Source organism: Luteibacter sp. 621 (assembly GCF_050435445.1).
Lineage (GTDB): Bacteria > Pseudomonadota > Gammaproteobacteria > Xanthomonadales > Rhodanobacteraceae > Luteibacter.
On record NZ_JBNDKI010000021.1, the window covers coordinates 79073 to 102160 of the forward strand.

Consider the following 23088-nt stretch of genomic DNA (forward strand, 5'->3'; position numbering starts at 1 on the left):
AAATACGTGCCGTGCCGGCACGTGGGGCGCCCCTCTGTCCTTTTGCCTGAGAGTTTGGGGGCCTGAACCCCTTGCACCTTCGGCGCCGGATCTAACCGGTCTCTCCAGAGTGTTTTTCCGCGCGGTGGTATGGAAGCCTGAGCGATTACGGGCGTTGCGCCTTCGGCAGCGGGTCCATCCGCTTCTCCCACCGTACGGTAGGGAGGGGATTATACAGCCTTCACGAGCGCGTTAACCCCCTCCGGCCCGCCCGGCCGGAAACCGGGGTTACCAGGGCGCTGGCCCCTCCCGCCCCGTAAACGACCCACTCGGCGCGGCATTGGCCTGTGTCGCCAGCCGGACAATCTCCTCAGCGCCTTCCTCGACCGTCTGCGGGCCGCTGTTGCCGTTGAGATCCGTGGCCGTGTACCCCGGGCATACCACGTGGACCTTGATGCCCGTGTCCTTCAGCTCATCGGCCAGGATCACGCTGGACATGTTCAGCGCCGCCTTCGAGGCGTTGTAGCCGATCATTTTCACCGCTGCGTATTCCCAGTTGGGATCGGCGTTGTAGGTGATGGAGCCCAGGCGGCTCGAGACGTTCAGGATGCGGCCTTCGCTGGATTTCTTCACCAGCGGCAGCAGGGCCTGGGTGGCGGCGATAGCGCCGAAGTAGTTGGTATCGAAGGTGCGGCGCACGGCATCGAGGTTGGCCGTGCTGACGTTCCCATCGCCTTCCAGGGCCACACCGGCATTGTTGATGAGGACATCGATATGGCCTTCGCTGGCCTCGATCGCCGCGGCGGCCCTGGCCAGGGAGGCCGTGTCGCCCAGGTCGACCTGGACGAATTGCACATCCAGGCCTTCGCCACGCAGGGTGTCGGCCGCCGCCTGCCCACGGCCCGCGTCGCGTGCGCCGAGGAGAACGCGGTGCCCGGCCTTGCCCAGCTGGCGGGCGACTTCAAAGCCGATGCCCTTGTTGGCGCCGGTAATGAGGGTGATGCGTTTTGGATCGCTCATGCTCAGGTTCCTTGTTGAATACGTGATGGGTAGCCCCATCCCTTGAACTGGGAACCCTAGCCACGGATTTACATTCGCATATGCCCGTAGCCCCGTCCGATGCCTTAAAGCCCCGAAAAACACCACGACAGGCGCGCTCAGCGGCCACCGTGGAGGCGATTTTCGAAGCAACGATTCAGGTTTTGCTGGCCGACGGCTATGCCGGGTTAACGACGACACGGGTGGCTGCACGGGCGGGGGTCTCCGTTGGCACGATGTATCAGTACTTCCCGCACAAGCAGGCGCTGCTGTATGCGGTACTCGAGGATTATCTTGAGGACGTGGTGCTGGCGATGGACGAGGCTTCACAGCGGTTCCATGGCGCGAAGCTGGCCGATATGGCGGATGGCCTCAGCCGCGCTTACCTCGAGGCCAAGATGCGGCGGATGCCCGGTTCGCGGGCGCTTTACGTGGTAGCGGCCGAGCTTGAAACCTCCCGCCTTATCGATGACATTGTCGCGCGCTGCGAAGCCATCATCGCCGGGCTATTGGCCAGTGCGCGCGATGCCGTCTTTGTGGATGTCGGCACGACGACGGTTGCGCTGCGTACCATGCTGACGGGAACCGTTCGAGCTGTTCTTGAGACCGATGCCTCGCCCGAGGCTATTGCCATGCTCCGCGCCGAGCTGCCTGTGATGTGCCGGGCTTATCTCCTGGCGTCGGCGCGCGCGGTTTAATCGTCGTCGGCGCGCGTGGCCCCTAAGCGGCGTCGATGAATCTCGCTAGCCAAGATGTTGGCCGTGGTCAGGCCAGGGGTGGTGAACCTTTTCGTAGGCATGCATGGCGAGAAGGATCCGGCTGAGCGCTGCATTTTCGGTGTGGAGATCGTTCGCTGCACCCCGACTGATAAGGCCGTCGATCAGATCCAGTGCAATGTCGTATTCCGCTTCGTTGAAGATAGGTGGCACGACGACGGGGTGGGGATCGTGCCAGGCCGCAAGGGCAACTTCCTTTACCGCGTGAGGTTTCATCCAGCGTCTCCTGTCGTATTCAGCCTGGGTAAGAAGGGATTGGACGTGATTTTCGGGGATGCCGATCAGGCGTGCCTTCGGTGAATGCCGCGTCGGTCCGTAGGCACGGGCTGAAGCTTTGTAAGCGTCGTTAAATCCGCTCCGACGCCAGGCGAATGCCAAGGCCGATGAACAGTGTTCCGACCGCGCGATTGATCCATCGCCCCAGGGCGGGCCGCCGTTGTAGTGCCCGGATCAGGCAAGCGGCGAGAAAGACGTAGGACAGGCTCATCGCGAGGCCTATTCCGCTGGCGATCATCCCGAGCAGAAAAAGGTGCCGGATGGACTGTGGGTCAGTTGTGCTGATGAATTGTGGCAGTAGTGCGATATAAAACAGGGCGACTTTGGGATTAAGCACGTCATTGAGAAAGCCCTGCCAGACGTGCTGGGCAGCGCTTGCCGCGGGACGGCCGGCGGAGATAGCTAACGCGCTCTTCGATCGCCATGCCTGCCAGCCGAGATAGAGCAGGTAGGCAGCCCCGGCGTACTTCACTACAGCGAATGCTGTGGCCGAGGTAAGGATCAGAGCCGAAAGGCCCGTGACCGCGGCGCAAAGATGCACGTACGACCCAAGATTGATACCCACGGCAGCCCAGATCCCTGCGCGGCGGCCGTAAGCCAGGGTACGGCCGAACAAGAACAGCATGTCGGGCCCGGGTACGAGGAAAAGCACTACGCTGGCGCCGGCAAACAGGAGGCAGGTATGCAGGTCCATGGCGTGTGGCTGCGTCTCAGAGCGTGGGGAGGACGGCTTTTACGTGGGCTTCGAACAGGTGAAGCAGTCGCGACGGATTTCGTCGTGCCGTCTGCACCGAAATCCCGACCGAAGGAAGCATCGGCAGGCCACTCGCGGGCGGTAGCACCTGTAGATCAGGCGGCACGCCGGTCAACGTCATGACGGTGATCGCCTGTCCTGAGCGAACTACCGCGGTCAGCCCGGCGACGCTGCCACTCGCGTACGCGATTCGGAATCGGCGGCCGGCTTTCTCTAGCGTTGATGTCGCTGCAAGATGGTCGAGCGCATCGGGATCGGACAGCGCCAGCTGCAACGGATCGCGCAGCCACGCATCGCTGCCCCGGGCCGCGACCCAGACGAACGGTTCGCATCTCAGGAACTGGTCGCGTTCGGGGCTATCGGGCAAGGAGACGATGGCGATATCCAGCGCCTGTTCCTTCAGCTGCTCCAACAGTCGCGGCGTGGATGCGCAAACCACCTCGATGAAGACCTGTGGATGCTGTCGCGCAAACGTCTCCAGTAACTCAGGCAGGAAGATGCGCGCGTAATCATCGGGGCACCCAAAGCGAATGCGTCCCGATAGGCTGGCGCCGCTGAGTTCGGCGACTGCCTCATCGTGCGCGCGGAGAATCTTGTGTGCGTGCACCAGTAGGCGCTCACCGTGCACGGTAAGGGCAATGCCCCGGCCCGTGCGGTTCATGAGCGGTTGGCCAATCGCCTCCTCGAGTTTCTTGATCTGCTGGCTCAACGCCGCCTGCGTGCGTCCGACCTGGTCCGCTGCACGGCTCATGGCTGCCGCGTCGGCAATGGCGACGAAGTTGCGGAGCAGGGCGATGTCCAGGCGGAGCGTCATGACGGCATGCTACGACAAGCACCGCAGCATGCAATGCCTGCATGATGATGTTAGAGAAGCTTATGGCACGCATTAGAACTATTTGCTGCTCGTGGCGAACAGGGCGTGTTTAAGATCGGTGCGACTCGGGGGATACCAACGATGAAAGGAAAGACCATGCCAAATTCGGCAAAGCGCAGCGTGCTCGCAGCTTCCCTTGGCCTGGCCATGCTGGCCGCCACGCCGCAGGCCCATGCGCAGGATGCATCGCTATACAGCAAGAACGATATCCCCGAGAAATTCGAGGACGTCATTCCGGGTGGGCAGGATTTCATCCGCAAGGAGGCGATGATTCCCATGCGCGACGGGACGAAGCTGTACACCGTCATCATGATTCCCAAGGGTGCGCACGATGCACCCATCGTCCTTACCCGAACCCCCTATAACGCTGCCGAGCGCGCCGGCAATCCGAAGGCCACCTCGCTGGCAACGGCACTGCCGCCGCCCGATGCCGCCTTCGTCGAGGCGAAGTACATCCGCGTGTACCAGGACGTCCGCGGCAAGTATGGCTCGGAAGGCAAGTACGTCATGATGTACCCGCCCCGCGGGCCGTTGAATCCGACCAAGACCGATGAGACGACCGATGGCTGGGATACGATCGACTGGCTCGTGAAACACGTGCCCGAGTCGAATGGCCGCGTGGGCATGATCGGATCCTCGTACGAGGGCCTTACGGTCGTGATGGCGCTGCTCGATCCGCATCCCGCGCTTAAGGCCGCGGTGCCCGAGAGCCCGATGGTCGATACCTACATGGGCGATGACTGGTTTCATTACGGCGCGTTCCGCCAAATGATGCTCGGCTACGTGCACATGCAGACGGTGCAGAAGGGCGAGGGCGCTGTTACGCCGACGGATATCTATGACAAGTACGAGGAGTACTTGAACGCGGGCTCTGCGGGCGATTACATCCGCAGCCGTGGGCTGGACAAGCTGCCCTTTATCGCCCGGGAAATGGCTCACCCAGCCTACGACGCTTTCTGGCAGGAGCAGGACCTGGCCCGGCGCCTGGCGGCCAAGCCTTCCAGCGTGCCGACTATCTGGGAGCAAGGCCTCTTCGATCAGGAAGACATGTGGGGTGCGAACCACGCGTGGCTTGCCCTGAAGGCCGCGGGTCACGCGGAAAACAACTGGCTGGTCATGGGGCCTTGGTCGCACAGCCAGGTCAACGGCAAGGGCTATGCAGTCGGCGCGTTCAAATGGGAGGGCGATACGGCCCGTCAGTACAACCGGCAGATGGTCATGCCGTTCTTCGAGCAGTACCTGCGCGACGGCAAGCCGGCCAAGCTGGCAAAGGTGAACATCTACAACACGGGTGATGACCACTGGGACGCGTTCAACGACTGGCCGACGGCGTGTGCGCAGGGTTGCGGTACGAGCCTTAAGCCGCTCTACCTGGCCAAACAGGCCGGTCTATCCTTCACCAGGCCCGCAGAGGCCCAGGCGGCCGACACCTACGTCAGCGACCCGGCCAAGCCCGTCCCGTTCCTGCCGCGCCCCGTACTCGATCCCTTCTTTGGCTATGGCTCGACCTATGCCGGCTATCTCCCGTGGAGCACATGGCTCGTCCACGACCAGCGCTTCGTCGATGGCCGCAGCGACGTGCTGACCTACCAGACGCCTGTGCTTACCGACCCGGTACGCGTGCAGGGCATCCCCGTGGCCGACCTTAAGGCCATGACCACGGGCACGGATGGGGATTTCGTCGTCAAGCTCATCGATGTCTATCCCTCGTCGGTGCCGAGCGACCCGACGATGGGCGGTTACCAGATGGCGATTGCCATGGACATCTTCCGCGGCCGCTACCGCGAGAGCTTCGAGCACCCGAGCGCGATCCCCGCCAGCACCCCGCAAACCTACAAGTTCGACCTGCCCAACGTGAACCACGTTTTCCAGCCGGGCCACCGGATCATGGTGCAGGTGCAATCCACGCTGTTCCCGCTGTACGACCGGAACCCGCAGACGTACGTACCGAATATCTTCCATGCGAAGCCGGGCGACTACCGGGCGGCGACGATTTCGGTGCTGAGGTCGGATAGCCAGCCGAGTGCGGTGTGGTTGCCAGTCATCGGTAACTGAATCAATGGCATCAGGGCCTCCTGCATCGGCGGGAGGCCCACCTCATCATCGCGTTCCCCCTCGCATGGCTCTGGTGGCTGGCCTGGCGAAAGGTCACTCGCCGCTGGCGGAAGTGACTAGACTCGTCCAAGACTCAGGCTAATCCCAATGCGGGAGGTTCCCATGGCGTTTCGCGTAGTGATCATCGGCGGGACAGGGCAGGTTGGCGCCGCGGTCGTGCGCGCCCTGATAGCGACTGCCGTTTGCGTGGAAGTGGTCATGATCAATCGACGGCAAGCCACGCCGGTCGCTGATACGCGCGTCCGCGAGATCGTTCTTGATACCGCTTCCTCTGGCTTTGAGGCGGAGATCGCTCGAATCGCGGGTGAGCTGGTTGCGAAGGGTGAGCCTGTCTATGGTGCCTCATGCGTCGGCGTTGGTGCTGGCAGCATGAAATGGACCGAAGACGAGCTGAAGGCCCTTGAGGTCGGTGTGGTGGGCGCCTTCGCACGGGGGTGTCACGCAGGCGGGGTAGAGCGCTTCGCATTGCTCTCAGCCGTGGGCAGCACGCCCAAGAGTCGCTTTCGGTATGTACGGGTGATGGGGCTGAAGGAGGCCACCGTCGAGGCGGTCGGCTTCAAGCGGCTGGCCATCTTCCAGCCGGGAATCATTGCGGGTAATTCGCATACACCGGGTTATGTAGCGTGGTTGGGCCGCTTGGTGCCCGGACGGTTTGGCGTGATTGAGCAGGATGACATTGGTCGTGCCTTCGTCGCTGAATTTGCCGGTAGTGACGCCCGAAACGGTGTTGTCTATCTTGAAAATGGTGCTATGCGCCGCGCTCAAGGGAGATGAATTCTCGTACGCATGGATGGCATCGTGGATTGGAGCCAATCCGAATGTAGGCGTTACCCTTGTCACCGCGCGGTGCGATCAAGGCAGTTTCCCATCATGATTCGCAACACAGGGCTCGTTGCACAGGTGCTGGTGAAGCGATTATCGGTATCGGGCGTGGCTCCCTAGCCACTTACCAGCGCGTCACGTCGCGCCCGGATCGCCTGCCGTAAGTTTCGTGCCATGCCCACCGAAAGGGCTGCCGCCCAAATGGCGAACACCATGGGCAGCGCATCATCATTGGTTGGATTGTCCAGGATGTAGCTGTTGGGAGCATTTACCTCTGGACGAGCGCGTAGGAACGCGACGTCTACGGTCCTCGAATTTCCAACAGTGAGATCCGACGATTCGCGCATCTCAATGATGCCCTTGCCTGCCACGGACGAACCGGAGGCGGGGTCAGTGAAGACATAATCGGCCATGAGGACCCTCCTGCGGAAGCCGTGGTGGCTCGCGCGCGCAGGCGCAATCGTAATAGCCCCGTAATTCCGCAACTCGAAAAGATGATAGGCATGGATCGCCATAGCCCACGTGACGAGCCACATCGTGGACAAGACGGTAAACGTAAGGACGACGGCAGATGCGAGTGATGGCCGGGCCGCTTTTTTCCTGAGAACAGCATTCATCCTTGCGGCCCTGCCTCAGTGCGTTGGTTTTTGCCTGGGTGCCGCAAAAATGAAGGCACCAGGGACGGCGCCCGCCATACAAAGTGGTGCCGCCAGCTGACCCAGCCCCCATGCCTTCGCCAGATGCATACCCAACACGGTATTCAGTCCCATCGGCAAAAGCACCACGAGACAGAACGCAATAATGATTCCGAAGAACGCGCCGGCGCGAATGGCGGCCAGGCGGCGGGAGAAGCGGGCGGTCATCCGTACTACCTCGCGTTGGGTTTTCGCGGATGGTACGCCGGGTGCGGTGGCGCGCAAAGCGCATCGCGCGCAAGCGCGCTCCTACAGGGGCTTCGCCAGCCAGGGCTGCATGAAAGCGTCGAGGGTGGTGCGGGGTGGCACGGTGAGGCCGGCGGCGTGGACGAAGGCCTGGGAGGCTTTCAGGAACGCTTGTTTGGCTCGAGCGGAATCGATGCGTGCGGTGGCCTGGCGTTGCCGAAGTTGCACGATGTGCGCGGAGGGTTGGCCGGGTTTGGAGAACTTCGCGTATCGGCGCAGTTCATCGGCGGCCGTCGTGGTGTCGCGAGCGGCGCGGTCCATCGCGGCACGTGCTTCGATGGCCTGGGCGAGCAGGGCGGCGGCTTCCGGCGAGAGTTCGGCGGAGGAGGGACTCGGATCGCTGGTCATTTCGCTATCGAACCCTGAAAAAAACAAAGCCCCGCATCGCTGCGAGGCTTTGTCTTATAATTGGTGCCCAAGAGAGGACTCGAACCTCCACGGTTTTACCCGCTAGTACCTGAAACTAGTGCGTCTACCAATTCCGCCACCTGGGCAGGTGTCCCGGTCGCAGCAGTTGCTGCCCCGTGAGCCGCGTAGATTAGGCAGGTCGAGTACACTTGTCAACGATTTTTCAAAACGGAAGTTCGAATATTTCACTTCCCCCTTCCAAGGTCCCTACGTGACGAAAAAATCCAAAGGTTCCGGTGCCCCCAAAGGGCCCCGTAAGCCGAAAGCCAGCCGCCCCGGCAAGGCGCTGGCCAAATACCGTGACCGCATGCCGGCTCCCGCGGTAGCCGATCCGCACGCCGCGCGCGAAGCGCAGCGCTATGAAAACCCCATTCCCAGCCGCGAGGCCATCCTGGCCATGATGGAGGAGCGCGGCGAAATCATGTCCGCCGAGGACATCGCCCGTGGCCTGCGTCTGTTCACCGATGAGCAGATCAACGCCCTGGACAAGCGCCTTGGCGCGATGGTCCGCGATGGCCAGCTGCTGCGTAACCGCCGTAACGCCTACGCCCCGGCCCAGAAACTCAGCCTGATCCCCGGTCGTGTCATCGCCAATGCCGAGGGTTATGGCTTCCTCCGCCCGGATGAGGGCGGCGATGACCTTTACCTGTCGCCCTCGCAGATGCGCAGCGTGCTGCACGGCGATCGGGTGCTGGCCAGCGTGGTCGGAATCGACCGCCGTGGCCGCCGCCAGGGCGCTATCGTGGAAGTGCTCGAGCGCCGTTCGCCGCGCCTCGTGGGCCGGGTGGTGGTCGAAAACGGCGTCACCCTGGTCGAGCCGGATGACCGCCGCCTGCACCAGAACATCATGATCCCCGCCGGCCGTGAAGCCGGTGCCCGCTCGGGCGAGATCGTGGTCGTGGAGATCACCGAGCCACCGACCCCGCACCGTGGCCCGCTGGGTACCGTCCGCGCCGTCCTTGGCGAGCGCCTGCAGCCTTCGCTGGTGGTCGAGATGGCCATCGCCAGCCACGACCTGCCGCACGAATGGCCGGCACAGGTCGTTCGGCAGGCCGAGGAAGTGGAGCCCAAGGTCACCGCCGCCGAGCGCAAGGGCAAGGTCGATATCCGCAACCTGCCGCTGGTCACCATCGATGGCGAGGATGCCCGCGACTTCGATGACGCCGTATATGCCGAGCCGCTGAAGAACGGTGGCTTCCGCCTGATCGTGGCGATCGCCGATGTCTCGCACTATGTGCCCGTCGGTACGCCGCTGGATGCCGAAGCCTACGAGCGCAGCACGTCGACCTACTTCCCTGGCTTTGTCGTGCCGATGCTGCCTGAGACCCTCTCCAACGGCATCTGCTCGCTGAACCCGCGGGTGGATCGCCTGTGCATGGTCTGCGATATGGAAGTGGACGCAGACGGCGAGGTGCAGCACGCGAAGTTCTACGAAGCGGTGATGTACTCGCATGCCCGCCTTACCTACACCAAGGTGTGGCAGGCCGTGGGTGAGCGCAATGCCGATGTGCGCGAGGAAATCGCCGATGTGCTGCCGCAGGTGGAAAACCTGCACAAGCTGTACAAGGCCATGGCCAAGGCGCGCAAGCGTCGCGGCGCCATCGATTTCGAGACGCCGGAAGTGAAGTTCCGCCTGACCCCGTCCGGCGATGTGGTGGCCATGGGCGCTACCGATCGCAACGACGCGCACAAGCTGATCGAAGAGTGCATGATCGCCGCCAACGTGCAGGCGGCCAAGTTCCTCTCCAAGCGCAAGATCCCGGCGCTTTACCGCGTGCATGCGCCGCCGCCGGTCGAGAAGTACGAAGACCTGCTGCAGTTCCTGCGCGAGTTCAAGCTGCGCCTGCCGCCGAATGATGAAGTGACGCCGGCGGATTTCTCCGCGCTGCTGAAGAAAGTGCACGATCGCCCGGAAGCCGAGCTGATCCAGTCGGTCCTGCTGCGTGCACAGAGCATGGCGGTATACCTGCCTTCCAATGACGGCCACTTCGGCCTGGCCCTGGACGCGTACGCCCACTTCACCTCGCCCATCCGTCGTTATCCGGATCTGCTGGTCCACCGTGCCATCCGCTACGCCCTGACGAAGGGCAAGCCGGCGGACTACGAGTACACCGAAGGCCAGATGGAAAAGATGGCCGTGCATTGCTCGCAGCGCGAGCGTCGTGCGGAAGAAGCCGAGCGCGATGTGGATGAGCGCTTCAAGTGCGCCTGGATGGAAAAGCACGTGGGCGAAGAGTTCGCGGGCACCATCACTGGCGTCACCTCGTTCGGCTTGTTCGTGGAGCTGGCTGCCTCGCGCGTCTCGGGCCTGGTGCACGTGTCGCAGCTGCCGAACGACTATTACAAGTTCGATCCGGTCCGCCACCTGTTGTCCGGCGAACGCACGGGTGCGGCCTACCGCCTGGGCGACTATGTAAGCGTGCAGGTGCTGCGCGCGAGCATGGAAGACCGCAAGATCGATTTCCGCCTGAAGGCCCGCCTGCAGTCGCTGCCCAAGGCTGTTGTGCCGCCGCCGGTGGCGCCGCCGCCGATCATGCCGGTGGGTACCGTGGCCCAGGTGGGCAAGGCCCTTGGCCGTGCCGTGAAAAAAGTGGCCGATAAGCTCACTGGCCGGGGCAAGAAGAAGGCCGACGTTGCTCCGTCGGTCCCGGTCGCGGATCATGCGCTCCCCGCGCTCCCCGCGTTGCCAGCGGTACCGGCGGGCAGGAAGGCTGCGCCTGGCAAAGCGCCCGCGACGAAGGCTGCGGCCCGGCCGGAGCCTTCGCGGAAACCTGCTGAGCGGAAGGTGGCGTCCAGGTCGGCGGCACCCGCGCAGCCGGTAACGAAGGCAGTTACCAAGAAGGCGGCCGCGAAGGTGGCACCTGGCAAGCAGGCCCACGCCCAGCAGGAGGCGAGCAGGCCGTCGGGCGGCAAGCAAGCGACGGCGAAACCCGCTGCCGCGAAGCAGGCCACCGCCCGCCAGACCCCTGCGAAGCAGGCGCAGGCCAAGCAGGCCCCTGCGAAGCCGGCACCGGTCCGCCAGGCATCCACCAAGAAGGCGACGGCCAAGAAAGCCGCGCCGCGTAACCCCAGGAGCAAGTCGTAAGCCATGACAGAGACGTGGATCGTTGGCATCAATCCGGTCGAGGGCGCCCTCGCGAACGACCCGGAGCGTGTCCGTGAATTGCTGGTCGAGCAGAACTCGAAGAACGCGCGCATCAACGAAATCCTGGCTATCGCGCGCAAGCGCGGTATCCAGGTGCGCACCATGGGCAAGGATCAGCTCGAGAAGATGAGTGGCGAAGCCCGCCACCAGGGCGTCGTTGCGCGTTATGAAACACCGCCCATGCTGGGCGAGAACGACCTGGAAGGGCTGGTGGAGGCCGCGGGCCACGATGCGCTCGTGCTCGTCCTCGATGGCGTGACCGATCCGCACAACCTCGGCGCCTGCCTGCGCAGCGCCGCGGCGGCGAAGGTCACGGCCGTGGTCGTACCCAAGGACCGCGCCGTGGGCCTTACGCCCACGGTGCGCCGTGCATCGGCGGGCGGTGCCGATCTGGTGCCGCTGGTGGCTGTGACCAATCTCGCGCGTGCCCTGCGTACGCTGAAGGATGCCGGCGTGTGGATCACCGGCCTGGCCGGTGAGACGGACCAGTCGATCTACCAGGTGGACTTCAAGGGGCCGGTCGCGCTCGTGCTGGGTAGCGAGGGCGATGGCATGCGCCATCTCACCCGTGAAACCTGCGATTTCGTGGCAAAGATCCCGATGCCCGGCAGCATGGAGAGCCTCAACGTCTCCGTGGCCACCGGCATCGTGTTGTTCGAAGCCCTGCGCCAGCGAGGTGTGAAATGAGTAGCTTGCTTTGGCATGACTGGTGCGGGCTGGTGGGCGTCGCACTGGTGCTGATCGCATTCTTCCTGCTCCAGGCACACAAGCTCTCGGGGCAGGGCTACCCGTACCAGGTGATGAACCTGATTGGCGCGTTCGGCATCCTGCTGTCGCTGATCTTCGGCACCTTCAACCTCTCCGCGTTCCTGCAGGAGATGGCCTGGTTTTTGATCAGCGTGTACGGCATCGTGCGCGGCGTACGCACGCGCAAGGCCGCGCAGATCCTGCCGTAAGCGCGGGTCGTTGCCACGCGCATAACCTTGGGCTATGCGCGTGGTCGTCTCGTGTAGGAGCGGGGGGGGGGGGGGGGGGGGGGGGGGGGGGGGGGCGGGCGCGGCGCCCCCCCGCCCCCCCCCCCCCCCCCCCCCCCCCCCCCCCCCCCCCCCGCTCCTACAGATATGGGCTTATGCGGGGTTACACCCCGGTCAGCTTGGCTTGGTAAAATAGCCTGCGAACTCGCGCAATGCGGGTTCCCGCGCCGGGACGACCCGGTGGCGCTCACGACTCCGCGGGGACGACCCCGCCTTGGCGGAGCCAGATCATGTACTGGACGATGCTTCTACTGGCCGGTCTTTTCGAGATCGCCTGGGCCGTTGGCCTGAAATACACCGAGGGCTTCACGAAGCTGGTGCCGAGCGTGCTCACGGTGAGCGCGATGACGGTAAGCATCGTGCTGCTCGCGTTCGCCGCGAAGAAATTGCCGCTGGGTACCGCCTACGCGGTGTGGACAGGTATTGGCGCCGTGGGTGCCGTGACGCTCGGCATCGTGCTGTTCGGCGAATCGGCGCAGCCCGTAAGGCTGCTGTGCGTAGGCCTGATCGTGGCCGGCATCCTGGGCCTGAAGCTCACGGCCTGATCGTCTTTTCCAGCGTCCCACACCACCTGTAGGAGCGCGCTTGCGCGCGAATCCTCAGACTCACCTGAAAACGAACGAGGCCATGCATAACATCAGGCTCGATGTTGTGCACGGCCTCATTCGTCATGGCCGCCGGTGAGGGCTCGCGCGCAAGCGCGCTCCTACAGGCCGGCCGTAGCTCTTACGGCTGCTTGGCGGTGAAATCCGGGCTGGCGGTGTCATCGCGTTTGGTGCGGGGTGCGACCAGCGGTTCGCCATGCACCACGAACCACACGTTTTCCGCGATGTTCGTCGCGTGATCACCGATGCGCTCGATGTTCTTGGCCATGAACAGCAGGTGCGTGCAGGGCGTGATGTTGCGCGGGTCTTCCATCATGTAGGTGAGCAGGGCGCGGAACACGACGGTGTAGGCTTCGTCGAGCTCGGCATCCGACTTCCACACTTCATAGGCCGCCTCGGCGTCCTGGTCGTGGTAGGCCTTGAGCACATTGCGCAGCTGCTCGGCAGCGAGCTCGGCCAGGTTGGCCAGGCCACCGGCGGCAGTGATCGGCGCTACGCGGCTGAGCGGGATGGAGCGCTTGGCTACGTTGGCGGCGTAGTCGCCGATGCGTTCGATGTCCGCCGCGATACGCAGGGCGGCGAACACGTTGCGCAGGTCGCCCGCGATGGGCGCGCGCAGGGCGAGCAGGCGAACCACGTCCTGGCTGATGTCATGTTCCAGGCCGTCGATCGCGTCGTCGTTATCGACCACGCGCTGGGCAGCGCGCTCGTCACGGCGCTGGACCACGTCGATGGCGGCTTCGAGCTGCGCCACGGCAAGCTCGCCCATCTTCACGATTTCGCCGGTCAGGCGCTTCAGCTCGTCGTCGTAGCTCTTGATGATGTGCTGGTGCGGGGTGTTCATCGCATGCCTCGAATGGGTGGGCTTAGCCGAAACGGCCGGTAATGTAGTCTTCGGTCTGCTTCTTGTCCGGCTTCGTGAAGATCTTTTCGGTCCGGTCGAACTCGATCAGCTCGCCCATGTACATGAAGGCGGTCATATCGGAACAACGCGCAGCCTGCTGCATGTTGTGGGTAACGATAACGATCGTAAAGTCTTTCTTCAGCTCTTCCACCAGCTGCTCAATGCGGCTCGTGGCGATCGGGTCGAGTGCCGAGGTCGGTTCATCGAGCAGGAGCACTTCGGGCTTGAGCGCGATACCGCGGGCGATACACAGGCGCTGCTGCTGGCCGCCGGAGAGGCCCAGCGCGCTCTGCTTGAGCTTGTCCTTCACCTCATCCCACAGCGCGGCACCGCGCAGGGCCTGCTCCACGCGCTCTTCCATGGTCGAGCGGTTGAGCTTCTCGTGGTGGCGGATGCCGTAGGCCACGTTTTCGAAGATGGTCATCGGGAACGGGACCGGCTTCTGGAACACCATGCCGACCTTGCTGCGCAGGCGGTTCATGGAGTACTTCGGGTCCAGGATGTTCTCGCCATCCAGCACGATCTGGCCCTCGGCACGCATGCCCGGGTAAATCGCGTAGATGCGGTTGAAGATGCGCAGCAGGGTGGACTTGCCGCAGCCCGACGGGCCGATGATGGCGGTGACCTTCTTCTCGGGCACGTCCAGTTCGATCTTCTTCAGCGCGTGGAACTCGCCGTAATAGAAGTTCAGGTCGCGCACGGTCATCTTCGGCGGAACCTGGCCCAGGTCCATGCCGCCGTGGTGCGGGGACGTACCGAAGCCCGGCTGGGAAGCGACTTGGTTCATGTTAGTCATGGGACACCTTGGAGCGGAAGGCGAAGCGGGCGATGAGGCTGAGCGCCAGCACGAACATGGTCAGGACGAAGGCACCGGCCCAGGCCAGGACGTTGATATCCGGGCTGGGATCCTTGGTGTATTCGTAGATCACCTGCGGCAGGCTCGGCATCTTGTCGAGCGGGTTGAAGGTCATGAAGTTGTTGCCGAAGGCCGTGAACAGCAGCGGGGCGGTTTCGCCGCTGATGCGGGCCAGGGCCAGCAGGATGCCGGTGACGATACCCGAGCGCGCCGAGCGCACCAGGATCTGCATGGTCAGCTTCCACTGCGGTACGCCCAGCGAAAGGGCAGCCTCGCGCAGCGTGCCAGGCACCAGGCGCAGCATTTCGTCGGTGGTGCGGACGATGACGGGCAGGGCGATCAGGGCAAGCGCGATACCGCCGGCCAGGCCCGAGAAGGTCACTTCACCATCGGTGATGTACTTCGAGGGCAGCACCACGATCGTGTAGACGAACAGGCCCAGCACGATAGACGGCGCCGACAGCAGGATGTCGTTGAGGAAGCGGATGGTGGGGCCGAGCTTGGAGCGCAGCGAGTATTCGGCCAGCCACGTACCGGCGGCTACACCGATCGGGGTGGCGATCAGGATGCCCAGCACGTTGAGGATGAGACTGCCGACCATGGCGTTGGCCAGGCCGCCTTCTTCGCGGTACGCGGTGATCTTGGTGAACAGCTGCGGCTTGAGCCCGGAGATGCCCTGGCTCAGGGTTTCCCACAGGATCCAGGCGAGAAACAGCAGGCCGACGGCCGTGGCCAGCATGCTCAGCGTCATCGCCACGATGTTCTTGACGCGGCGCTTGGTGTAGAGGGACGTGGACATTACTTGCCCTCCTTCGTCTTCAGGCGGCGCAGCATGAGGCGGGCGATCAGCAGCACGATGAAGGTGACCACGAAGAGCAGGAAGGCGATGGCCATAAGCGCCGAGCGCTGCAGGCCCTGGGCTTCACCGAACTGGTTGGCGATGGTCGAGGCGATGGAGCTGCCCGTTTCCAGGAACGACCAGGAGAACTTGAACGTGTTGCCCAGCACGAAGGCGACGGCCATGGTCTCGCCCAGGGCGCGGCCCAGGCCGAGGAAGATGCCACCGATGACGGCCGTGCGGGTATAGGGCACCACGATGTCCCACACCACTTCCCACGTGCTGGAGCCCAGCGCGTAAGCGGATTCCTTCAGGCGGGTGGGAACGGTCTGGAACACTTCGCGCATCACCGAGGAGATGAACGGGATGATCATCACCGCGAGCACGAGGCCGGCGGTGAAGACGCCCGCGCCGAAGAAGGGGTACTCGCTGGAGAAGAACTTCGCGATCCACGGTACGTGCTGCACCAGCCACGACACTTTGCCATCCGGCGGATCGGCGCTGAAGTTGTTCATCAGCCAGGGCTTGACGTGCTCGGCCACGAACGGGGCGAAGATGAAGAGGCCCCACATGCCGTAGATGATCGACGGGATGCCGGCGAGCAGTTCGATGGCGGAGCTGACCGGGCCGCGCAGCCATTGCGGCGCGATCTCGGTGAGAAAGAGGGCGATGCCGAAGCTCACCGGCACGGCGAACAGCAGTGCGATGAACGCGGTACCGATGGTACCCATGATGGGTACGAGGGCACCGTACTGGTCGTTGCTCGGGTCCCACGTGGCGCTGGTGAGGAAGCCGAAGCCGAAGGTATGGAACGCGTCCCAGCCCAGCCACAGCGTGGAGCCGGCGGCGCCTACGAGGGCGAGCAGGACGAGCAGGGCGCAGGCCTTGAGGACCCATCCGAAGATGCGGTCGTCGCGCGTGTCCTTGGCGTTGCGCCCCGCTTCGGCGGTGCGCTCGGCGCTCGGAACGTCGTTGCTGACGGTGGCGTGCATGTGAATGCGGTTTCCTGGGGCCTGTGCAAACTTGAGGGCCGCCGCCCCGTATAGAGGCGGCGACCCCGGTTGGACGTTACCGTGACCGGCTTACATGTCAGCCGGATGGCAGCGGCCTATTACTTGTTGCCGAAGTCCGATGCCCAGTAGGCTTCGATCTTCTGCACCAGCGTGGTCGGCAGCGCGACATAGTCGAGCGACGCGGCGGCCGTCTGGCCCTTCTCGAGCGAGTACTTGAAGAAATCGAACGCCACCTTGGTGTGCGCTGCGTTCTTCGACTTCTTGTACATGATGATCCAGGTCGTCGCGGTGATCGGCCATGCCTGGTCGCCCGGGGCGTTGGTCATGATCACGTTGAAGTCCTTGGCCGAGGCCCAGTCGGCCGTGGCAGCGGCGGCGCCGAAGGTTTCAGCGTTCGGCTGGACCCACTTGCCCGAGGCATTCTGCAGCTGCGCGAACGAGATGCTGTTCTTCTTCGCGTAGGCGTATTCCACGTAGCCGATCGAGCCCGGGATCTGGCGCACGTACTGCGACACGCCTTCGTTACCCTTGCCACCCACGCCGGCCGGCCACTCGACGGCCGTGCCGAACTTCACCTTCGAAGCCCACTCCGGGCTCACCTTCGAGAGGTAGTTGGTGAAGTTGAACGAGGTGCCCGAACCGTCCGAACGGTGCACGACGGTGATCTTGTTGTCGGGAATCTTCAGGCCCGGGTTCAGGGCGGCGATGGCCGGATCGCTCCAGCGAGCGATCTTGCCCAGGTAGATGTCAGCGAGGACGGCGCCGGTCAGCTTGAGCTGGCCAGCCTGGACGCCCTGCAGGTTCACCACCGGCACGATGCCGCCGACGACGCTGGGGAACTGGCCGAGGCCGAACTTGGTGAGGTCTTCACCGCTCATCGGGGCGTCGGACGCGCCGAAGTCGATGGTGCCTTCCTTGATCTGGGCGATACCCGCACCCGAACCGACGGACTGGTAATTGATCTTGTTACCGGTCGTTTCGCTGTAGCTCGCCGACCACTTGGAGAGGACGGGATAGACGAAGCTCGAGCCAGCGCCGGTGATGTCGGTCGCCTGGGCGGCGCCGATGCCGAACAGCGAAGCGGCCACCATGGCGGCGATGCGAAGTTTGCGTGTGAACACGGAGGATTCCTCGGTTGAATGAGTGTCGGGCGAGGCCCGCCCGGGGCCGTATTCCAGCCCTGCCGTGTTGCAATGAAATGTGTCGAATGTTTCAAAGGTATGACAGCAGACAATTTGCTGTCATATTCAAAAGCTTACGAAATGGCTCAAACTGCGACGGAGGTCACGCGATCGGCCTCCGCGAGCTCCAGGCGACGCCAGCGGTTCACGATTTCGCAAAACAGCTCGGCCGTACGTTCCGCGTCGTAAACCGCCGAATGAGCCTCGCGCGTATCGAAGGATAGGCCGGCGGCGATGACAGCTTTGCTAAGCACGGTCTGCCCATAGGCAAGGCCGCCCAGGGTGGCGGTATCGAAGCAGCTGAAGGGGTGGAACGGGTTGCGCTTGTGGCCCACGCGGCGAACGGCCGCATTAAGGAAGGCCAGGTCGAAGGCGGCGTTATGGCCCACCAGCACGGCCCGCTGGCACTCCGCGGCCTTTACCGCGTCGCGCACCGCATTGAATACGTGATCCAGCGCCTGGCGCTCAGGCAGGGCGCCGCGGAACGGGTGATCCGGGTCGATGCCGGTCACTTCCAGCGAGCGCGGGTCGATATTGGCGCCGGGGAACGGCTCGACATTGGCCGAGACGGCCGGTTCCGGCACCAGGAACCCGGATGGCTCCATGCGGATCGCGACCACGGCGATTTCCAGCAGGGCGTCCCGTTCGGCATCAAAGCCGCCCGTTTCCACATCCACGATAACGGGCAGGAACCCCCGGAACCGTCCGGCCATGGCCAGAGCGGTGCTGTTACTCGTCGTATCCATGCCGTGAAGGATACCAGCCCCCGGCCAACCCGGCACCAGACGTTAAGCCAATGTGCTGATGTCGTCATCTTGTAACAAAAAAACCATCGAACCGTAAAACCCGGGGCCCATCCTTCGCGCCGTTGGCCCCGCTTGAGAAGTTTCGGACAGAAATTACTCAGCCGGGGGCACAGGGGTCCACACACACTTTCCATACCTAGCGGAGAAATCCCATGCGTTCCAAGTTGCTCACGGTGGCTATCGCTGCCGGTCTGGGCGTGACGAGCCTCTCGGCCATGGCTGCCACCAAGCAGCAGCAGCCGGCTCGCGTCACGGTCGACGCCGCCACCCTTCAGCAGCTCCAGGCTCAGCTGGCCGCGCTCCAGGCCCAGGTCGCCGACCTGCAGGCCAAGCAGGAAGCCCAGGCTGATGCGCAGGTCGAGACCGCCAAGGCTGTCAACGATGTGCAGGTCGCCTCGGCCAAGCCGGCTGACGAACTGGCCAAGAAGCTCGACGCGCTGAACAAGCTGGTCGACAACACCAAGATCGGCGGCACGATGTTCTTCGACGTGACCAACCAGGATCACACCGAGAAGGGCGTGACCGGTCCGAGCACCAAGAAGGACGGCCACGGTTCCACCAACGGCACCGGCTTCGACGTCAAGCGCTTCTACCTGACCGTCGATCACAAGTTCGATGACGTGTGGTCCGCCAACCTGACCACCGACTTCAGCTACCAGTCGTCGCTGTCGTCCACCAGCCTGTTCGTCAAGAAGGCTTACGTGCAGGGCAAGTTCGATCCGCTCTTCACGGTGCGCTTCGGTGCGGCCGACATGCCCTGGATCCCGTTCGTCGAGAAGTGGTACGGCTACCGCTACGTCGAGAACACCATCACCGACCGTTCGTTTGAAGGCGGCCGCTCGGGCGGCACCGCAACGGCTGGCGGCGTGGGCGCGTTCGGCAACTCGTCCGACTGGGGTATCCACGCCCTCGGCGCGACGACGGGTGACAACTCCGTCAACTACCAGCTGTCGGTCGTCAACGGCCGCGGCTACCGCAACCTGAGCCGCTCGAAGTCGGTGGATACGGAAGGCCGCTTCGGCTACTCGCCGATCGAGCAGATGGTCATCGCCGTCGGTGGCTACACCGGCAAGCGCGGCAACGACGTCGAGAACGGCGCCGATACCCGCACCGCGACCCGCGGCGACGCGCTCGTCGCGTGGCGTGACAAGACCTGGGGCGCGGGCGTGGAATACTTCCACACCGAGAACTGGGACGACATCCTGAAGTATGTCGGCGGCACGACGGGCCCGGGTGCGGCGAACAACACCAAGAAGGACAAGGCCGACGGCTACTCGCTGTGGGCTGACTGGAAGTTCGTTGACCAGTGGGCGGTGTTCGCTCGTTACGACAACGTGGACTACAAGTACACGAACCTGTCGGACATCCAGGAAAAGATCAAGGACAAGTACTACAACGCCGGTGTCTCCTACGACATCCTGAAGAACCTGAAGCTGGCGCTCGTCTACAAGCACAACAAGCTGGACGGCCCGAGCATCGCCCCCTATGGCTACAAGACGAACGAAGTGGGCGTCTGGGGCATGCTGAGCTTCTAAGCGCTATCGGAACGGAGTTCTACTCAAGGATGAACCAACGGCGGGCCCCTGGCCCGCCGTTTTTTTTGGATCTTGCTCCGAATCATCTCACTCCGCGCTGCGGCGTACAGACGGCCAAATGCTGAACGAAATGCCGGGATGATTCGTGGTTCACCGGCTGTAAGTGTGCGCCATGTCTTGGTTTTCGCCATTTGATCGGCTGAACCCTGAATCTGCTGCGCCGCGCCACTTGCAACTGTCATAACCGCTGGCTAGGTTCGCCCACATGGGCAACTTCCTCACCAACCTCATGCGCCGCGCAGCCTGCACGTCCTTCGTGCTGTTTGCGTTGTTCGTCGCATGTGTGTCGGTGCAGGCCACCCCATGTGATACCGGGATGGAGCACGCCGTCCACGCATCGCTGGCCCTGGACGACACCGCTGCCGGCGACGACATCGACCCGACTCCGTCGCTCGAGGACAACACCGTTAGCCTCGACGACACCTTCGACGTACCACCCGAGCATGCGCTACCCCTCGCGCGCTCCATCGCTGCGCGCCCGCCGGCCCTGACGCCGGATCCCCACGCGCACCACCACAGTTTCGAGCTGCGCCCTCCTATCGCGTAACTCCCCGGTGCGCATGACGCACCCCCTGTAGGAGCGCGCTCGCGCGCGATATTTCTTCGCCGGACGTCGTTGATCCCCAGGCTCTTTCGCGGCCGGTGATCGCGCGCAAGTGCGCTCCTACAGAAGCTGCATCACCTCCTCATCGAATATACCGGCGCGCCGTTTGGCGGCACGCCAGCGGGCTTCTGCGCCTGCGCCCCCATCCCTCAGCAAAAGAGAGAGAAACACCATGGACCGTCTCATCCAGGGCTTTGAACAGTTCCGTCGCGAAATGACCAGCGAGCAGCGCGAGACCTTCGCGCGCCTGGCCTCCAGCCAGACCCCGCACACCATGTTCATCACCTGCGCGGATTCGCGCGTGATGCCGGAGCTGATTTTCAATGCGCAGCCGGGCGATCTGTTCGTCTACCGCAACGTGGGCAATATCGTGCCGCCGTACGCGCAGCATGTGAGCGGCGTCGTCGCCGCCATCGAGTACGCGGTCACCGCGTTGAAGGTGCAGCACATCGTTATCTGCGGCCACTCCGATTGCGGCGCCATGAAGGCGCTGCAGAACCCGGCGGCGCTCAAGGGCAAGCCGTCGGTAGAGCAGTGGCTGAAGCACGCCGATGTCGCGCGCTATGTCGTCGCCGAGAACCGCCCCACCATCCAGGGCGAAGAAGGCCTGCGGTACCTCACTGAAGAAAACGTCGTGGGCCAGCTGGAGCACCTGCGCACGCTGCCTGCCGTGGCGGCCGCCATGGCGAACGGCAGCCTGCGTATCCACGGCTGGATCTACGACATCGCGAAGACGGAGATCACCGCCTTCGATCCGCTGGAAGGCCAGTTCCGTCCGCTCGCGACGGATCCGGCCGATGTCCGCGATGCCACGCCGCACGCACGGTTCTCCGTGCCGGTGGCGGTGGCGTCCGCCGCTTAAAGGAAGCTTCATATGCGCACGTATTTCTCCCAGGGCCTGTTTGGCCGCGACCTCCTTGGTTCGGTGGTCGTTTTTCTTGTCGCTCTGCCGTTGTGCATGGGTATCGCCATCGCATCGGGCATGCCGCCCAGCGCCGGCCTCATCACAGGCATCGTGGGCGGTATCGTTGTAGGCGCCATTGCCGGATCGCCGCTGCAGGTCAGCGGCCCGGCGGCGGGCCTCGCGGTCCTGGTCTTTGAACTGGTGCGCGAGCACGGCGTGGCCGCTCTTGGCCCCGTCGTGCTCCTTGCCGGCCTGATCCAGGTGGTGGCCGGCCTGTGCAAGGTGGGCGTATGGTTCCGCATGACCTCGCCGGCCGTCGTGGCCGGTATGTTGTCCGGTATCGGCATCCTCATCGTGGCATCGCAGTCGCACGTGCTGATGGATGCCATCCCCATGGCCCGTGGCCTGGAGAACTTCGCGGCGTTGCCGGGTGCGGCGTTTGAAGCCGTCACCGGTGCGGGTGAAGGGCAGGGCATGACGGCACTGCTGATCGGCCTCGGCACCATCGGCATCATGTTGGGCTGGGAGAAGCTGCGCCCGGCGAAGCTGCGCTTCGTGCCCGGCGCGTTGCTGGCCGTGATCGCCATGACCCTGACTGCCCAGCTGGGAGCGCTTGATGTGAAGCGCGTGGACGTGCCGGCGAATCTGTTCTCGGCGGTAAGCCTGCCGAGCATGGGCAGCCTGTTCGGTCTGTTCGATAGCAGCCTGCTGGTGGCCGCTGTGACCTTCGCCTTCATCGCCAGTGCGGAAACCTTGCTCTCCGCGGCGGCGGTCGATCGCATGCACGACGGTGCGCGCACCAAGTACGACCGCGAGCTTACGGCGCAGGGCGTCGGCAACATGATTTGCGGCTTCCTTGGCGCGCTGCCGATGACTGGCGTGATCGTGCGCAGCGCCGCCAATGTGCAGGCCGGTTCGGCCACGCGCATGGCTGCGATCATGCACGGCGCCTGGCTGCTGGGCTTTGTGATGCTGCTGCCGTGGCTGATGCGCATGACCCCGGTCTCGTGCCTGGCGGGCATCCTGGTGTTCACTGGCGTGAAGATGGTGAACCCGAAGCAGATCAAGGAGCTCGCGGCATACGGCAAGGGCACGGCTGCGGTGTACGTCGCCACGACCGTGGCGATCGTCGCCACCGATCTGCTCACCGGTGTGATCGTTGGTTTCGGCCTCTCGCTGTTCCGCCTGGCGCTGCTGTCGTCCAAGCTGAAGATGGACGTGAAGCACCACGACGAGCCGGGCCACGCCACGCTGCACCTGGAAGGTTCCGCCACGTTCCTGAAAGTGCCGACCATGGCCCGGACGCTGGAAGGCGTCCCGCCGAACACGCGCCTGCAGGTGTCGATGGACCAGCTGCTGCACGTGGACCAGGCATCGCTGGAGCTGCTACGCGAGTGGGGCCGGAATGCCTCCAAGCGCGGCTGCGAGTTGATCGTGGATTGGCAGGAGTTGAACCGCCGCGTGGAAGGTAGCCGCCAGGCGGCGTAACAAAAAAGGGCGGCCGTTGGCCGCCCTTCTTTTTGTAGGAGCGGGGGGGGGGGGGGGGGGGGGGGGGGGGGGGGGGGGCGGGCGGGCGGGGGGGGGGGGGCGGGCGGGGGGGGGGGGGGGGGGCGGGCGGTG

At 64.0% G+C, this 23088-nt stretch carries 24 protein-coding genes, 1 tRNA gene and 1 riboswitch; of the genes, 11 read left to right on the forward strand and 14 right to left on the reverse strand.

The features are described from left to right. Positions 1–24: 24 nt before the first annotated feature. Positions 25–118, reverse strand: a riboswitch (glycine riboswitch). 149 nt (positions 119–267) lie between these two features. Beyond that, a complete protein-coding gene (locus ABIE56_RS18930) occupies positions 268–999 on the reverse strand; it encodes an SDR family oxidoreductase (RefSeq protein ID WP_429245359.1) in 732 nt (243 codons plus the stop codon). Between the two features lie 80 nt (positions 1000–1079). Between ABIE56_RS18930 and ABIE56_RS18935 the strand changes: the two genes are divergently transcribed. After that, a complete protein-coding gene (locus tag ABIE56_RS18935) occupies positions 1080–1715 on the forward strand; it encodes a TetR/AcrR family transcriptional regulator (protein WP_429245360.1) in 636 nt (211 codons plus the stop codon). A gap of 45 nt (positions 1716–1760) precedes the next feature. Here ABIE56_RS18935 and ABIE56_RS18940 read toward each other — a convergent pair whose 3' ends face one another. From ABIE56_RS18940 to ABIE56_RS18950, 3 genes are all read right to left on the reverse strand, one after another. Beyond that, positions 1761–2009: a hypothetical protein gene (locus ABIE56_RS18940; protein WP_429245361.1), complete on the reverse strand. Its 249-nt coding sequence runs from the start codon at positions 2007–2009 to the stop codon at positions 1761–1763. A gap of 130 nt (positions 2010–2139) precedes the next feature. Beyond that, positions 2140–2763 (reverse strand): LysE family translocator, encoded by a 624-nt coding sequence (locus tag ABIE56_RS18945; RefSeq protein WP_429245362.1) that lies wholly within the window; start codon positions 2761–2763, stop codon positions 2140–2142. 16 nt (positions 2764–2779) lie between these two features. Further along, a complete protein-coding gene (locus ABIE56_RS18950; RefSeq protein WP_429245363.1) occupies positions 2780–3637 on the reverse strand; it encodes a LysR substrate-binding domain-containing protein in 858 nt (285 codons plus the stop codon). Positions 3638–3793: 156 nt separating this feature from the next. On the opposite strand from ABIE56_RS18950, the gene ABIE56_RS18955 reads away from it, so the two are divergent. Together ABIE56_RS18955 and ABIE56_RS18960 are read left to right on the forward strand one after the other, a co-directional pair. Then, a complete protein-coding gene (locus tag ABIE56_RS18955) occupies positions 3794–5752 on the forward strand; it encodes a CocE/NonD family hydrolase (protein ID WP_429245364.1) in 1959 nt (652 codons plus the stop codon). Positions 5753–5914: 162 nt separating this feature from the next. After that, complete coding sequence (locus ABIE56_RS18960) at positions 5915–6586, forward strand: hypothetical protein (RefSeq protein WP_429245365.1); 672 nt, start codon at positions 5915–5917, stop codon at positions 6584–6586. Between the two features lie 164 nt (positions 6587–6750). On the opposite strand, the gene ABIE56_RS18965 is transcribed toward ABIE56_RS18960, so the two are convergent. From ABIE56_RS18965 to ABIE56_RS18980, 4 genes are all read right to left on the reverse strand, one after another. Continuing rightward, positions 6751–7047: a hypothetical protein gene (locus tag ABIE56_RS18965; protein WP_429245366.1), complete on the reverse strand. Its 297-nt coding sequence runs from the start codon at positions 7045–7047 to the stop codon at positions 6751–6753. A 219-nt stretch (positions 7048–7266) separates the two neighbouring features. Then, entirely contained in the window at positions 7267–7497 is a 231-nt protein-coding gene (locus ABIE56_RS18970; protein WP_429245367.1) for a hypothetical protein, read from the reverse strand. A gap of 81 nt (positions 7498–7578) precedes the next feature. Beyond that, positions 7579–7923 carry a hypothetical protein gene (locus tag ABIE56_RS18975; RefSeq protein WP_429245368.1) on the reverse strand — a complete coding sequence of 115 codons (345 nt, stop codon included), beginning with the start codon at positions 7921–7923 and terminating at the stop codon, positions 7579–7581. A gap of 61 nt (positions 7924–7984) precedes the next feature. Next, a tRNA-Leu gene (locus ABIE56_RS18980) sits at positions 7985–8069 on the reverse strand. Positions 8070–8194: 125 nt separating this feature from the next. On the opposite strand from ABIE56_RS18980, the gene rnr reads away from it, so the two are divergent. From rnr to sugE, 4 genes are all read left to right on the forward strand, one after another. Continuing rightward, positions 8195–11068: a ribonuclease R gene (rnr, locus tag ABIE56_RS18985; protein ID WP_429245369.1), complete on the forward strand. Its 2874-nt coding sequence runs from the start codon at positions 8195–8197 to the stop codon at positions 11066–11068. Positions 11069–11071: 3 nt separating this feature from the next. Continuing rightward, entirely contained in the window at positions 11072–11815 is a 744-nt protein-coding gene (gene rlmB / locus ABIE56_RS18990) for a 23S rRNA (guanosine(2251)-2'-O)-methyltransferase RlmB (protein ID WP_429245370.1), read from the forward strand. Next, a complete protein-coding gene (locus ABIE56_RS18995) occupies positions 11812–12084 on the forward strand; it encodes a CBU_0592 family membrane protein (RefSeq protein ID WP_429245371.1) in 273 nt (90 codons plus the stop codon). Before rlmB ends, ABIE56_RS18995 begins: the two co-directional genes overlap by 4 nt. A 308-nt stretch (positions 12085–12392) precedes the next feature. Next, positions 12393–12707, forward strand: coding sequence for a quaternary ammonium compound efflux SMR transporter SugE (gene sugE / locus ABIE56_RS19000; RefSeq protein ID WP_429245372.1), 315 nt, complete (start codon positions 12393–12395; stop codon positions 12705–12707). Between the two features lie 181 nt (positions 12708–12888). On the opposite strand, the gene phoU is transcribed toward sugE, so the two are convergent. The 6 genes from phoU to rnt all read right to left on the reverse strand — a co-directional run bounded on the left by phoU (position 12889) and on the right by rnt (position 18305). Then, positions 12889–13611, reverse strand: a complete 723-nt coding sequence (gene phoU / locus ABIE56_RS19005) for a phosphate signaling complex protein PhoU (protein WP_429245373.1) — start codon at positions 13609–13611, stop codon at positions 12889–12891. A gap of 22 nt (positions 13612–13633) precedes the next feature. Further along, positions 13634–14404, reverse strand: a complete 771-nt coding sequence (gene pstB / locus ABIE56_RS19010) for a phosphate ABC transporter ATP-binding protein PstB (protein ID WP_429245380.1) — start codon at positions 14402–14404, stop codon at positions 13634–13636. Positions 14405–14459: 55 nt separating this feature from the next. Beyond that, entirely contained in the window at positions 14460–15326 is an 867-nt protein-coding gene (gene pstA, locus ABIE56_RS19015; protein WP_429245374.1) for a phosphate ABC transporter permease PstA, read from the reverse strand. Further along, on the reverse strand, positions 15326–16357 hold the full coding sequence (gene pstC, locus ABIE56_RS19020; protein ID WP_429245375.1) for a phosphate ABC transporter permease subunit PstC: 1032 nt from the start codon (positions 16355–16357) through the stop codon (positions 15326–15328). Before pstC ends, pstA begins: the two co-directional genes overlap by 1 nt. Positions 16358–16476: 119 nt before the next feature. After that, positions 16477–17469 (reverse strand): phosphate ABC transporter substrate-binding protein PstS, encoded by a 993-nt coding sequence (gene pstS / locus ABIE56_RS19025; protein WP_429245381.1) that lies wholly within the window; start codon positions 17467–17469, stop codon positions 16477–16479. 176 nt (positions 17470–17645) lie between these two features. Then, positions 17646–18305, reverse strand: coding sequence for a ribonuclease T (rnt, locus tag ABIE56_RS19030; RefSeq protein ID WP_247435288.1), 660 nt, complete (start codon positions 18303–18305; stop codon positions 17646–17648). Positions 18306–18517: 212 nt separating this feature from the next. On the opposite strand from rnt, the gene ABIE56_RS19035 reads away from it, so the two are divergent. The 4 genes from ABIE56_RS19035 to ABIE56_RS19050 all read left to right on the forward strand — a co-directional run bounded on the left by ABIE56_RS19035 (position 18518) and on the right by ABIE56_RS19050 (position 22956). Further along, positions 18518–19900: a porin gene (locus ABIE56_RS19035; protein ID WP_429245376.1), complete on the forward strand. Its 1383-nt coding sequence runs from the start codon at positions 18518–18520 to the stop codon at positions 19898–19900. A 265-nt stretch (positions 19901–20165) separates the two neighbouring features. Next, positions 20166–20507, forward strand: a complete 342-nt coding sequence (locus ABIE56_RS19040; RefSeq protein ID WP_429245377.1) for a hypothetical protein — start codon at positions 20166–20168, stop codon at positions 20505–20507. Between the two features lie 229 nt (positions 20508–20736). Next, on the forward strand, positions 20737–21426 hold the full coding sequence (locus ABIE56_RS19045) for a carbonic anhydrase (RefSeq protein WP_429245378.1): 690 nt from the start codon (positions 20737–20739) through the stop codon (positions 21424–21426). A 12-nt stretch (positions 21427–21438) separates the two neighbouring features. Continuing rightward, positions 21439–22956 carry a SulP family inorganic anion transporter gene (locus tag ABIE56_RS19050; protein WP_429245379.1) on the forward strand — a complete coding sequence of 506 codons (1518 nt, stop codon included), beginning with the start codon at positions 21439–21441 and terminating at the stop codon, positions 22954–22956. Positions 22957–23088 lie beyond the last annotated feature (132 nt).

Excerpts from the sequence above, each read along its gene's own strand:
- ABIE56_RS18930 (WP_429245359.1), bottom strand. The coding sequence starts at position 999 with ATGAGCGATCCAAAACGCATCACCCTCATTACCGGCGCCAACAAGGGC.
- ABIE56_RS18935 (WP_429245360.1), top strand. The coding sequence starts at position 1,080 with ATGCCCGTAGCCCCGTCCGATGCCTTAAAGCCCCGAAAAACACCACGA.
- ABIE56_RS18940 (WP_429245361.1), bottom strand. The coding sequence starts at position 2,009 with ATGAAACCTCACGCGGTAAAGGAAGTTGCCCTTGCGGCCTGGCACGAT.
- ABIE56_RS18945 (WP_429245362.1), bottom strand. The coding sequence starts at position 2,763 with ATGGACCTGCATACCTGCCTCCTGTTTGCCGGCGCCAGCGTAGTGCTT.
- ABIE56_RS18950 (WP_429245363.1), bottom strand. The coding sequence starts at position 3,637 with ATGACGCTCCGCCTGGACATCGCCCTGCTCCGCAACTTCGTCGCCATT.
- ABIE56_RS18955 (WP_429245364.1), top strand. The coding sequence starts at position 3,794 with ATGCCAAATTCGGCAAAGCGCAGCGTGCTCGCAGCTTCCCTTGGCCTG.
- ABIE56_RS18960 (WP_429245365.1), top strand. The coding sequence starts at position 5,915 with ATGGCGTTTCGCGTAGTGATCATCGGCGGGACAGGGCAGGTTGGCGCC.
- ABIE56_RS18965 (WP_429245366.1), bottom strand. The coding sequence starts at position 7,047 with ATGGCCGATTATGTCTTCACTGACCCCGCCTCCGGTTCGTCCGTGGCA.
- ABIE56_RS18970 (WP_429245367.1), bottom strand. The coding sequence starts at position 7,497 with ATGACCGCCCGCTTCTCCCGCCGCCTGGCCGCCATTCGCGCCGGCGCG.
- ABIE56_RS18975 (WP_429245368.1), bottom strand. The coding sequence starts at position 7,923 with ATGACCAGCGATCCGAGTCCCTCCTCCGCCGAACTCTCGCCGGAAGCC.
- rlmB (WP_429245370.1), top strand. The coding sequence starts at position 11,072 with ATGACAGAGACGTGGATCGTTGGCATCAATCCGGTCGAGGGCGCCCTC.
- ABIE56_RS18995 (WP_429245371.1), top strand. The coding sequence starts at position 11,812 with ATGAGTAGCTTGCTTTGGCATGACTGGTGCGGGCTGGTGGGCGTCGCA.
- sugE (WP_429245372.1), top strand. The coding sequence starts at position 12,393 with ATGTACTGGACGATGCTTCTACTGGCCGGTCTTTTCGAGATCGCCTGG.
- phoU (WP_429245373.1), bottom strand. The coding sequence starts at position 13,611 with ATGAACACCCCGCACCAGCACATCATCAAGAGCTACGACGACGAGCTG.
- pstB (WP_429245380.1), bottom strand. The coding sequence starts at position 14,404 with ATGGACCTGGGCCAGGTTCCGCCGAAGATGACCGTGCGCGACCTGAAC.
- pstA (WP_429245374.1), bottom strand. The coding sequence starts at position 15,326 with ATGTCCACGTCCCTCTACACCAAGCGCCGCGTCAAGAACATCGTGGCG.
- pstC (WP_429245375.1), bottom strand. The coding sequence starts at position 16,357 with ATGCACGCCACCGTCAGCAACGACGTTCCGAGCGCCGAGCGCACCGCC.
- pstS (WP_429245381.1), bottom strand. The coding sequence starts at position 17,469 with ATGGTGGCCGCTTCGCTGTTCGGCATCGGCGCCGCCCAGGCGACCGAC.
- rnt (WP_247435288.1), bottom strand. The coding sequence starts at position 18,305 with ATGGATACGACGAGTAACAGCACCGCTCTGGCCATGGCCGGACGGTTC.
- ABIE56_RS19035 (WP_429245376.1), top strand. The coding sequence starts at position 18,518 with ATGCGTTCCAAGTTGCTCACGGTGGCTATCGCTGCCGGTCTGGGCGTG.
- ABIE56_RS19040 (WP_429245377.1), top strand. The coding sequence starts at position 20,166 with ATGGGCAACTTCCTCACCAACCTCATGCGCCGCGCAGCCTGCACGTCC.
- ABIE56_RS19045 (WP_429245378.1), top strand. The coding sequence starts at position 20,737 with ATGGACCGTCTCATCCAGGGCTTTGAACAGTTCCGTCGCGAAATGACC.
- ABIE56_RS19050 (WP_429245379.1), top strand. The coding sequence starts at position 21,439 with ATGCGCACGTATTTCTCCCAGGGCCTGTTTGGCCGCGACCTCCTTGGT.